This window comes from Oceaniovalibus sp. ACAM 378 (assembly GCF_008085915.1).
In the GTDB taxonomy this organism is placed as follows: domain Bacteria; phylum Pseudomonadota; class Alphaproteobacteria; order Rhodobacterales; family Rhodobacteraceae; genus Oceaniglobus.
In genome coordinates, this window is the sequence record NZ_VSJK01000009.1 from 204,586 (window position 1) to 216,377 (window position 11,792).

At 59.5% G+C, this 11,792-nt stretch carries 7 protein-coding genes and 1 tRNA gene; 7 read left to right on the forward strand and 1 reads right to left on the reverse strand.

The window, feature by feature from the left end; genetic code table 11:
* The first annotated feature begins 7 nt into the window (after positions 1 to 7).
* From FQ320_RS14220 to FQ320_RS14230, 3 genes are all read left to right on the forward strand, one after another.
* A complete protein-coding gene (locus tag FQ320_RS14220) occupies positions 8 to 1,771 on the forward strand; it encodes an ATP-binding protein (RefSeq protein WP_148473338.1) in 1,764 nt (587 codons plus the stop codon).
* Between the two features lie 10 nt (positions 1,772 to 1,781).
* Positions 1,782 to 3,104, forward strand: coding sequence for a sigma-54 dependent transcriptional regulator (locus tag FQ320_RS14225; protein ID WP_148473340.1), 1,323 nt, complete (start codon positions 1,782 to 1,784; stop codon positions 3,102 to 3,104).
* A gap of 486 nt (positions 3,105 to 3,590) precedes the next feature.
* Complete coding sequence (locus FQ320_RS14230; protein ID WP_148473342.1) at positions 3,591 to 6,371, forward strand: ribonuclease E/G; 2,781 nt, start codon at positions 3,591 to 3,593, stop codon at positions 6,369 to 6,371.
* A gap of 314 nt (positions 6,372 to 6,685) precedes the next feature.
* Here the strand turns inward: FQ320_RS14230 and FQ320_RS14235 are convergent, their stop codons facing one another.
* Positions 6,686 to 6,922: a sulfurtransferase TusA family protein gene (locus FQ320_RS14235; RefSeq protein ID WP_148473388.1), complete on the reverse strand. Its 237-nt coding sequence runs from the start codon at positions 6,920 to 6,922 to the stop codon at positions 6,686 to 6,688.
* Positions 6,923 to 7,063: 141 nt separating this feature from the next.
* Here FQ320_RS14235 and FQ320_RS14240 point away from each other — a divergent pair, with 141 nt between their 5' ends.
* The 4 genes from FQ320_RS14240 (at position 7,064) to FQ320_RS14255 (ending at position 11,573) form a co-directional block, all read left to right on the forward strand.
* The gene (locus FQ320_RS14240; protein ID WP_148473344.1) at positions 7,064 to 8,326 is read left to right on the forward strand and encodes a hypothetical protein; all 1,263 of its coding nucleotides are present in this window, start codon (positions 7,064 to 7,066) and stop codon (positions 8,324 to 8,326) included.
* Positions 8,323 to 9,666: a cytochrome P450 gene (locus FQ320_RS14245; protein ID WP_148473346.1), complete on the forward strand. Its 1,344-nt coding sequence runs from the start codon at positions 8,323 to 8,325 to the stop codon at positions 9,664 to 9,666. The genes FQ320_RS14240 and FQ320_RS14245 overlap by 4 nt, the downstream gene beginning before the upstream one ends.
* Positions 9,667 to 9,700: 34 nt before the next feature.
* Positions 9,701 to 9,861 (forward strand) — tRNA-Met (locus tag FQ320_RS14250).
* 323 nt (positions 9,862 to 10,184) lie between these two features.
* Complete coding sequence (locus FQ320_RS14255; RefSeq protein WP_148473348.1) at positions 10,185 to 11,573, forward strand: exodeoxyribonuclease I; 1,389 nt, start codon at positions 10,185 to 10,187, stop codon at positions 11,571 to 11,573.
* Positions 11,574 to 11,792: the final 219 nt, after the last annotated feature.

The following is an 11,792-nucleotide window of genomic DNA, read 5'->3' on the forward strand; positions in this document are numbered from 1 at the left end:
CTGCGCCATGACCGCAGCAGATCCCGCCGCCACTGAACAGTATGACAGGCCGACCCGGCGCTGGCCGATTCGGCTGTCGTTTGCGATTCTGGTGATTTTTGCCATCAGCGTCGTCTGGTTCACCAATCAGTTCCTGACCCAGCGGTTCACCGACAGCACCCGCAACCGGGCCGAAGTGCGCATGGCGCTGTATATCGGTAACCTGCGCAGCGAATTGCAGCGTGCCAGTATCGTACCGCTGTTGCTGAGCCGCGATCCCGCGCTGATCGGGGCGTTGAATTCCGGTGATTTCTCGCAATCGACCCAAAGGTTGATTTCCTATCGCGATGAAATCGGCGCCGCGTCGCTGATGCTTCTGGACCGTGACGGAATGGTGGTGGCCGCGACAGACCGCAACGTGCTTGGATCACAACATCAGAACGAAGCGTTCTATGTCGATGCCCTGCGCTCGAACGATACGGTGTTTTCAACCGTGCGGACCGAAGCGGGCGGATTCACCTTCTCGTATTCGCGGAATATCTCGGTTGGGGCCGATACCACGGGCGTGATGGTTGTCGGTGTGGATCTGGCCAAATTCGAAAGCAGCTGGGCGGGATTTTCAGACGCCGTTTTCGTAACCGACTCTGAGGGTACGATCATTCTTGCGACCGAAAGCCGCTGGCGTGGGCGGACCGAGGCCGAGGCGCTGTCGGTCCGTTCGGCCCCCACGGCGATCGAGCGGGCGTTGCAGGCGACCGCCGATTGGGCCGCATTGCCCGCCGACGCCTATCTGTTGGGCGAAGCGGTGATGCGTCAGGAGTCGCGGATTCCGTTTCAGGGATGGCGCATGGCATCTTTCACCACCTATGCCTCGGTGCGCGAACAGGTGAACGGGGTTCTGGCACTGGAGATCATGGCCTTCGCCCTGTTGCTGGCTGCCGGTTTCTATCTGGTCAGCCGCAAGGCGCTGAGTCGTGTTTTGCTGTTCCAGCAGGAGTCGGCAGAGTTGCGCCAGTTGAACATCGCTTTGCAGCGGGAAGTCGCCGAGCGTGAGAGGGCTGAAAAGAACCTCGAGGTGGCCGAACAGACTGTCGCCCAGACCAGCAAACTTGCCGTGCTGGGTGAAATGTCGGCCTCGGTCAGCCACGAATTGAACCAGCCGTTGGCGGCGATGAAAACCTATCTGGCCGGTGCGCGCCTGTTGTTGAAACGCAAACGCCCGGATGAGGCGTTGAGCAGCTTTGCCCGAATTGACGACCTGATCGACCGGATGGGCGCGATCACGCGACAGCTGAAAAGCTATGCCAGACGGGGGGCTGAGGCGTTTGAGCCGATGGATCTGCGCGCCTCGGTCAGCACTGCACTGGCGATGATGGAGCCGCAGTTAAAGCGCCGCGACATCGAGATTTCCCGATCATTGCCGCGCGAACCTGTTATGGTGCAGGCCGACCGCCTGCGTGTGGAACAGGTGATCATCAACCTTCTGCGCAACGCTGTGGACGCGACCAAAGATGAGGACCGACCGAAAATCGAGATACTGCTGGCGGCGGGCGACACCGCCGCCCTGACGGTGCGCGACAATGGAACGGGAATTGCCAATATGGACCATCTGTTCGAACCCTTTTACACCACCAAGGCCCCGGGCGATGGCGTGGGGCTTGGATTGGCTATTTCGTCAGGGATCGTGGCCGATCTGGGCGGGCGGCTGACAGCGCGCAACGGTCGCGCAGGAGGGGCTGTGTTTGAAATGCAGCTTCCGATCCTGCGGGCAGACATCAAGGCAGCGGAATAGGAGCACGGCAATGGCCCAGGCAATGAAAATCGCCATCGTGGATGACGAAAAGGACATGCGCCAGTCGATCAGCCAGTGGCTGGCGCTGTCGGGGTTCGATACCGAAACCTATGCCAGCGCAGAAGAAGCGCTGAAGGCCCTGACGCCGGAATATCCGGGCGTCGTGGTCAGCGACATCAAGATGCCGGGAATGGACGGCATGACCTTTCTGAAACGCCTGATGAGCGTCGACTCCGGCCTGCCGGTCATCATGATCACCGGTCATGGCGATGTGCCCATGGCGGTCGAGGCGATGCGTGTTGGTGCCTTCGATTTTCTGGAAAAACCGTTTAATCCTGACCGGATGACCGAACTGGCGAAAAAGGCGACGGGCAAGCGGCGGCTGACGCTGGACAACCGTGCGCTGCGCCGCGAACTGTCCGACGGCACCGGCATCATGAAAAAGCTGATCGGCACCTCGCCGGTGATGGAGCGTCTGCGCGAAGATATTCTGGATCTGGGGCAGGCCGACGGTCATGTGCTGATCGATGGGGAAACCGGCACCGGCAAGACCCTGGTTGCCCATGCCCTGCATGCGGTGGGTGCAAAGCCGGGCCGGCGGTTCGTCATTGCATCCTGTACCTCGCACGATGCCGATGCGATGGCATTGCGTCTGTTTGGCGGCGGCGATCAGGTGCCTCTGCTGGAAGAGGCGCGCGGCGGGACCCTTGTGCTTGAGGATATCGATGCGCTGCCAATGGCCCTGCAGGCGCGGCTTCTGACCTGGATCAACGATGCTGGCAGCCCGGCAGAAACCCGGATCGTGGCGATTTCCAACCTTCAGGAACAGGGCAAGACCTGCGAAGACGTGCTGCGTCCTGATTTGTTCTATCGTCTGGCAGCAATGAAGATCACCGTGCCGCCGCTGCGCGCCCGGGGTGAGGATATCCTGACGCTGTTCACCCGCTTTTCAGAGCAGTTCGCCGATGAATATGGCTGTGACGCCCCCGAAGTCTCGGCACAGGAGGCGGCGCAGCTGCTTCAGGCGCCCTGGCCCGGCAACATCCGCCAGTTGGTCAATGTGGCCGAACGCGCGGTGTTGCAGAACCGACGGGGCACGGGAACGATTTCATCCCTGCTGATGGCCGATTCCGAGGAAAGCGAGCCGGGGATGACGACCGAGGGTAAACCGTTGAAGGAATATGTCGAGGCATTCGAGCGGATGCTGATCGACAACACGATGCGCCGCCACAAGGGCAGCATCGTCAACGTGATGGAAGAACTGTGCCTGCCGCGCCGTACTTTGAATGAGAAGATGGCGAAGTATAACCTGACTCGGTCCGACTATCTCTAGGTCACACAAATGGGCGCAACCTCAGGTTGCGCTCTGGATCTGCCGAATTTCGCCTGATCTGACATAAAATTTTTGTCAGCCGCAGGTTTGAAGCAACATTCTCGTTGTAATTTACGCCAATCGGCCATTAGTGTGGCGAATGGACATGCGCCGTGACGGGCGTGCTGTCTGACCGAAATTCACTGTTTCGAAAGTGTCGGCAACGCTATGTCGACGGGCCCGTTCGTTCGGGTTGTCGGAACAAGCTGATCGGCCGTAAGGCCAACCGATTGCCCGCGTGCCTGAAAAGGCCGGGTGAAGAATGGGCGCCCATGGGCGTCGGAGAAGAAACGCGATGACGCGCGACAGGATTACGGGGCAGGGGAGTAGGGTCGCAAGGCCCGGATCACCCCTTTCCGATCCACGGCGAATCGCCCTTGCCAGACAACATCCGCAATCGTCGGCGCCCCCGGGTTCGGGCCCTTGCGCGGTGAGAGATAGAAAAACATGCCAAAGAAGATGCTTATCGATGCCACACACTCGGAAGAAACCCGGGTCGTTGTGGTGGATGGAAACAAGGTTGAAGAGTTCGATTTCGAATCTGAAAGCCGTCGGCAACTTGCCGGAAACATCTACCTTGCCAAGGTAACGCGGGTCGAACCGTCGCTTCAGGCGGCGTTCGTCGATTATGGCGGCAACCGTCACGGTTTCCTCGCCTTTTCGGAAATCCACCCGGACTATTACCAGATTCCCGTCGCCGACAGAATCGCCCTCATGGAAGAAGAGGCCGCCTACGCCCGCGCGCAGGAAGAGGAAGACGAAAAGCCGAAGAAACGCGGTCGCAGCCGGTCGCGATCCAAGCCAAGGGCCGAGACGACCGTCAGTGATGACGGCGTAGCAACCGGCGATCTGGCCGAAACCGAACTGCGCCCGATCAACGGCATGGATGTTGTCGATCTGGATGACGACAACCACGGCGACAACGATTCGCAGTCCGATGAAGCGACCTCACCGATGGAGCGGGTTTCCGAGTCCCCGGTGGATTCGCCCTCGGATGACGAAGACGACCATGACGACGACGATGACGACAATGACGATGATGATGACAGCGAATCCGGCGATGACCGGTTCCGGGCATCAGAGCGTGATGACGGAATTGAATCGATCGCAGAAGAAGACGTGTCGGAAGAGATCAAGCACGTCAGAAAACCGCGGCCGCGCAAATACAAAATTCAGGAAGTGATCAAGGTCCGCCAGATCCTTCTGGTGCAGGTCGTGAAAGAAGAACGCGGCAACAAGGGCGCGGCACTGACCACCTATCTTTCGTTGGCCGGGCGGTATTGCGTCCTGATGCCGAACACGGCCCGTGGCGGTGGCATTTCGCGCAAGATCACCAATGTCGCCGACCGCAAGAAGCTGAAAGAAATCGCCTCCGAGATCGAGGTGCCAAAGGGTGCCGGGCTGATCATCCGCACCGCGGGCAGCCAGCGCACCAAGACGGAAATCAAACGCGACTATGAATACCTTCAGCGGATGTGGGAACAGATCCGTGCGCTGACCCTGCAATCCATCGCCCCTGCCAAGATCTATGAGGAAGGCGATCTGATCAAACGCTCGATCCGCGACCTGTATAATCGCGACATCGACGAAGTGTTCGTGGAAGGCGCCGAGGGCTATCGCACGGCCAAGGACTTCATGAGAATGATCATGCCGTCCCACGCCAAGAACGTGAAGCTCTATCAGGACCAGATGCCGTTGTTCGCCCGTCATCAGGTCGAATCCTATCTGTCGGGCATGTTCAATCCCACGGTTCAGTTGAAATCCGGCGGTTACATCGTGATCGGCGTGACCGAGGCGCTGGTGGCCATCGACGTCAACTCGGGCCGCGCGACCAAGGAAGGCAGCATCGAACAGACGGCGCTGAACACCAACCTGGAAGCCGCCGAAGAAGTGGCCCGCCAGCTGCGTCTGCGTGACCTTGCCGGTCTTATCGTGATCGATTTCATCGACATGGAAGAGCGCAAGAACAACTCGGCGGTTGAAAAGCGGTTCAAGGATCGGCTCAAGACCGATCGGGCGCGTATTCAGGTCGGTCGGATTTCCGGCTTTGGCCTGATGGAAATGTCCCGTCAGCGTCTGCGCCCCGGTATGATCGAGGCGACGACACAGCCCTGCCTTGCCTGTCACGGCACCGGACTGGTGCGCAGCGATGACAATCTGGCCCTGAATATCCTGCGCCAGCTTGAGGAAGAGGGCGTGCGCAAGCGCAGCAAGGAAGTGCTGCTGAAGGTGCCGGTGGGCATATGCAACTTCCTGATGAACCAAAAGCGCGAGCATGTTGCGAATATCGAGACGCGCTATGGCATGTCCGTGCGGATCGAAGTCGATCCCACGCTGATTTCGCCCGATTTCAGCATCGAAAAGTTCAAAACGGCAACACGGGTCGTGGAGCAGGTGATGCCTGTGGTTTCGGTCGATGCGTCGCATATGGCGGATGATGTCGAAGACGACTACGAGGAAGCGGCCGAGATCGAAGCCGAAGCCGAAGTTGAAGCCGAAGCACAGGTTGAGGTCAAAGTCGCGGCGCCCGAAACACCGGACGCGACATCGTCGGGAGACGATGAAGGTCAGCCGAAAAAGCGCCGCCGCCGTCGTCGTCGCCGGAAGAATGGCGGATCGGGGAACGGTGACGGAGCAGATCGCAACGGCGATTCCGACAACGGTAACTCTGACAACGCCGAGAACGGCAACGGCGACTCTGACAATGGCAACGGCGACGCTGACCGGGAAAAAGTTGCTGAACCTGCTGAAACCGTGGCATCGGCGCAGGCCGAAGCCGTGGTAGATGCCCCAACCGAAGTCAGGGCAGATTCCCCGGTCGCTGCTGCGCCGGAGGCTGTACCCGCGCCGCAGGTGACGGAACAGGTCGAGCCCGCAGCATCCGAAGCCAAGGCTGACGATGCGGAAAAGCCGGCCAAGGCGCCACGCAAACGCGCGCCGGCCAAACCACGGACCCGCAAGACTGCAGCACAGAAAGCTGCCGAAGCGGAACTGGCTGCCGAGCCTGCTCAGACGTCGGAAGTGGCCGAAACGCCAGAGGCCGCGCCTGTTGCCGAAACGGTGGTGCCCGAAGCTGTCGACGCGCCCAAGCGGGACGTACAACCGCCTGCAGAGCCGTTGGAATTGCCCGAACCTGTAATGGCCGGGGCGGAACCCGAGCCAGAAGATGCGCAGGAGGACGAATCAGCCAAGCCCAAACGGCGCGGCTGGTGGTCTCTCGGACGCTGACTCAGGTGATGGAACGAATCGAAAGGCCGCGCAACAATGCGCGGCCTTTCGCATTGGTTGAACGCCGCAACAGGAGCGCAACTCCGACGTGATTCGATATGTCATTTGACATGCAAAATTGCGTGAAGAAACAGTTAATTTAACCCTACGTCAAGGTTCTAAGTGCAAAGGTTCGGCAAGTGTGGTAAAACATTCAACAGCGGGGGGTCGCATTCTTAAACTAAATTGTCTGCTTGACTATCTTTATTTGCCAAACCAATTTCCAGTACAAGGTGGGATATTCCACCATTCGGCCCCCTGCTGTTTTTTACCCGTCAGATGATGCCGCCTTTGCGGATCAGAAAGATCAGGGTGCTGCCTTCACTGTAAGTTTCGATCAGCGAATGACCGCCCTGCGCGCAGAAATGTGGCACATCAATCACCGCCGCCGGATCGTCGGCCTGCATGCGCAACACTTGTCCCGCAGCGAGCGCGGACAGACGCTTGCGCGCCTTCAGGACCGGAAGCGGGCAAAGCAACCCCAGCGCATCAAGTTCAGCATCAGGTTTCATCATGCTGCCAACCTAGTCGATCGTCCCGCGCTGTACAGGTCGATTCCACAAGGCCCCCGAGGTCCTGCGCCGCGTGCGGGGCTTAATTTCGCCCTGAACCGCTGCTAAGGTACGCGTGGGGCAAAATCCGGTGGCGACCAAATGACAGGATTGGACAGACAGGTGAAACGGCGGCGGGTATTCTATATCCCCGGCTATGATCCGATTCACCCTCGCCGCTATCGCGAATTGTACCGCAAGGAAGGCGCTGCACAGGCTGAAATCTCGGGCTATGACATCGCGCTGACGCCGCGCAATGGTGAGCGCTATGGTTGGCAGGTGGATGCGGTGATTGGCGGCCATCAATCCCGCGCCGAAGTCGAGGTTCTGGTCTGGTCTGACATCGTGCGCGACTCGATGCAGACGGGAATCATCGCCACCTATGGCCAATTGCTGCGTACCGCGTGGGTGTATGTGTCCACGGGCGCGCTGCGGCGGCTGATGTGGCTGCGCAAGGGGCCGGTGATCGCGGCACTTTACCCGGTGGGCATGTTGCTTGTTCAGTTGCTGTTTGCGGTGCTGGCGGTGCTTGCAGTCAAAGGCGCGGTGACCGGCGGGCTGAAGGCCGGGGTGATCGCGCTTTTCGGTGATCCGTGGCCTTGGGTGACACTTGGGCTGGGCCTGATCGGCTGGGCTGCGGGGCTGGTCGCAGGGGTGTGGCTGCTCGGTTGGTTCAAGCGCAAGGATGGCAAATTCTACGCCTATTATCTGATGCAGGACTATGCTTTTTCGGCGCGGTCGAACGGCGCCAATCCGCCCGAGCTTGAGCAGCGGATGGCGCAGTTCACCGCCACCATCGCCGCCGCTTTGAACAGCGACACAGACGAGGTTCTGGTCGTGGGCCATTCGTCGGGGGCGCATCTGGCGGTGTCGATCCTGGCCGATCTGATCCGCGCCGGAATGGCGCCCGCGAACGGTCCGGCATTGTCGTTTCTCAGCCTTGGACAGGTCATTCCGATGGTCAGCTTTCTGCCCGGGGCCGACCGGTTGCGCGGCGATCTGCACTTTTTGTCACGGCGGGACGAATTGACCTGGATTGACGTGACCGCGCCCGGCGACGGCTGTGCCTTTGCTCTATGCGATCCGGTGGCGGTCACCGGCGTTGCGCCACCGGACAAGAAATGGCCACTGGTGTTTTCCGCGGCCTTCACCCAAAGCCTGAGCGATGAGACTTGGAAGGCGCTGCGCTGGCGCTTTTTCCGACTGCATTTCCAATATCTCTGCGCCTTCGACCGGCCGCGTGACTATGATTATTTCCAGATTACGGCAGGACCGATGACACTTGGCCAGCGGTATGCAGGCCGCAAGCAAAGCAATTCGCGCATCGATATCGCTGCCTCCTGTCACACCTCAATGGCCGCATGACCCCGCCCAAACCCGAGGCCCGCCCCGATAAGGTATCGTTGTGGCGATATCTGCGGCTGTTCCGGCAGGATATCCTGTCGGCCCAACCCGCACGGCTTTACCGCGCCTGGATGGCCGAATTTCGCACACCGTTCTTTCGCAGCTTTTTGGTGAACGATCCGAAGTTGTTGAACGAAGTCCTGAAAACGCGCCCGATGGATTTCCCGAAATCTGACCGGGTGGGCGAGGGGTTGCGCCCGCTGCTTGGCAATTCGGTGTTTCTGACGAATGGCGAGGCGTGGAAGCGGCAGCGCCGGATCATCGACCCGGCGTTCGAGGGCGGGCGGCTGCGCGGCACGTTCCCGGCGATGCTCGCTGCAGGGCAGGCGGCGGCAGAACGGTTGCGCCCCGGTGTGCAGGATATCGAACCCGAAACCAGTCACACCGCCGCCGATGTGATCTTTCGCACGTTGTTTTCGATCCCGATCGAACATCAGGTGGCGGCCGAGGTGTTTGAAAAATTCCGCACTTATCAGCGGACGCAACCAATCTTGAATCTGGCGGCTTTTGTTCCGGTTCCCGCTTGGGTGCCGCGGTTTCACCGTCGCGCCACCCGCGTCACAGCGCGCGATATCCGGGCTCTGATCACCGATCTTACGGCCGCTCGGCAGGCCGAAATCACCGCAGGAACGGCCCCGGACGATTTGGCGACCAAGATCATGACGACGGCAGATCCTGAAACCGGAGAACGGTTCTCGACCGGGGAAATGGTAGATCAGGTGGCGATCTTTTTCCTTGCTGGCCATGAAACCAGCGCTTCGGCGCTGGCCTGGGCGCTGTACCTGCTGGCCACTAACCCCGAGGCACAGGCCCGGGTGGCGGAAGAGGCGCAGAATTTCATGGCCGATCCACAATTTTCCCGTCTGTCGGCGCTCAGATACACCCGCGACGTGTTTCGCGAGGCGCTGCGTCTCTTTCCCCCGGTGCCGATGATGGTGCGTGAAACCCTGAAGGAAGAAACCCTGCGCGACCGGGCCGCGCCCAAGGGGGCGCAGGTGGTGATCAGCCCTTGGCACCTGCATCGTCATACGCGGTTGTGGGACAATCCCGACGGGTTCGACCCCGAACGATTTGCCACGGAAAATGGGCGTCAGTGCCTGCGCGAGGCCTATCTGCCGTTTTCAAGCGGCGCGCGGGTCTGCCCCGGTGCCGGGTTCGCGATGGTCGAAGGACCGCTTTTACTGGCAACACTGCTGGCACGCTGGTCGGTTTCTGCAGCGCGGGACAGAATTCCCGTTCCAGTGGCGCATCTGACGGTACGCTCAAGGGCGGGAATTCATCTGGACCTTACCGAACGCTGAAATATCGGATGCCTCCGGCGGGAGTATAGTCAAGTGGGGGAGTGGCTATTTGTCAGTGCCATAAAAGTGGTAAAAGCTATCTGATCTACGTTGCTATCTACGTCTCGGGTTTGGGCTTAGATTTGCTTTCGTCCAAATTAGCACATCAGGCTCATAACCTGAAGGTCGTAGGTTCAAATCCTACTCCCGCAACCAAATTACTACGCTAAATCAAACGCTTAAAACCCGACTTAACCAGTCGGGTTTTTGCGTTTGCACGCTACATCAACGCCACATCAACACCGCACCAGAAAAACCGCACCAGCTCGCATAAGCAGGCAGCGACAGGCAGCCGCGTGCAAAGAAGGCGACTCACTGTCACTCAAAGCCAGTAACCGGCTGGTACCGGTGATAGCTTTGCATCTACCGAAGTGCTTGTTTACGCTGTCACCTATGGCGGTGCTGATGGGGCCATGCGCAGCAACGCGCGCAGCCGGTAACGGAGCAGGGGCCACCTGTTTGTTCGAAAGGGTCCTCTGATGGGATTTGTCTTTTACGATCTTGAGACCACCGGAATATCGCCCGCCTTTGACCAGCCGCTGCAATTTGCCGCGATCCGGACAGATGACAGTTTTGCCGAGATTGAGCGCATTAACCTTCGCTGCCGTATCGCGCCGCACATCATACCGTCCCCGCAGGCGCTGATGGTCACCGGTGTTACGCCAGAGCAGCTGGTTGACCCTGCGCTGCCGTCCTTGTTCGAATTTACCCAGACGATCATGGGGCTGATCGAACGTTGGGCGCCCGCGACATGGGTGGGCTTCAACTCAATCCGGTTCGATGAAGAGGTTTTGCGCCAAGCCTTCTACCAAAACTTGCAGCCGAACATTTACGCCACGCAGTTCAACGGCAATAGTCGGCTCGACGTCCTGACCGCCGTCTATGCTGTTTGGTGCCGCAATCCGGGTCTCATGCAATGGCCAACCGACGACACTGGCCGCACCACCTTCAAGCTGGATCGTCTGGCCCCAGCCAATGGCTTCAACACACACAATGCCCATGATGCCCTCGGTGATGTCGAAGCCACCATCTACATCGCCCGCATCATCGCCGACGGCGATCCGGAACTCTGGTCAGCCATTCTGCACAACCGTGACAAGCAGAATGTGATGGCGACGCTGAAAACCTTTCGCCCAGTGGAACTTGTGCTGCGCTTCGGCGGTGGCCCTCCCCGCTCTTATGTCGGATGCTTCTGTGGCACGGCTGCTGGAAACCCGACGCAGGCTGCCTTCTTCGACCTAGATGCGGGGGATCCGGAGGCCATGATGCAGGCCGATGACGCAGCGCTGTTCCAAGCCGTCGACGGCACTCCCCAAATCATCCGCGGTATTGCCACAAACAAGGTGCCATCTCTTTTCCCGATTCTCAGTCCAGATCCTGACCACCTTCATAAGGCAGCCTTGATCTCCGCAAATCCCGCTTTCCGCGCCCGGGTCGGGCAGGCCATGAGCGCGCGCTATCTCAAGGCTCCAGATGCGCCGCCGCCACAGATCGAGAAGCAGATATATGGCGGCTTCTATGCAAAGGTTGATCGTGATCTGCTTGCCGAATTCCAGCGGGCAGAATGGCCCCGGCGGCAGGAAATCATTGGTCAGCTAACCGATGATCGTCTGCGCCAGCTCGGCCGCAGGCTCATCGCCTTCCACGCGCCCGAGCTCATGACAGCTGATGAGGCCAAGCAGTATAAGGCGTTCCTGCGAGAGCGTCGGAATGCCCCGGAGGCGCCTGATACCGAGTGGATGACGATTGCCTCAGCGACGTGCGCCATCGCAGAGTTACGGACGCAGCCGGGAGCGGATCAGCAAGTGCTTAATGATATAGCCGTGTTAATTAGGCAGATCACGCAGCGCGATACTGAACTCGACTGATTGTCTTGGGACGACGCAACCAGGCGTGTATTTTAGGAGTCGTAAGTGACATTTATTTCTTTGGTGCCGACGATCGAGTGCCTCGCTGACGACAGGGGAATCGCGTTTGGAACTGAAGGCGTGAACGGTCGCTCTTGCCTGTGAGGGCGAGATGGATTCTGAATTGGGGATTGCGTTCACGGAGTCCTCATCCTCATGCAGATTTTTCTATCCGCCTTC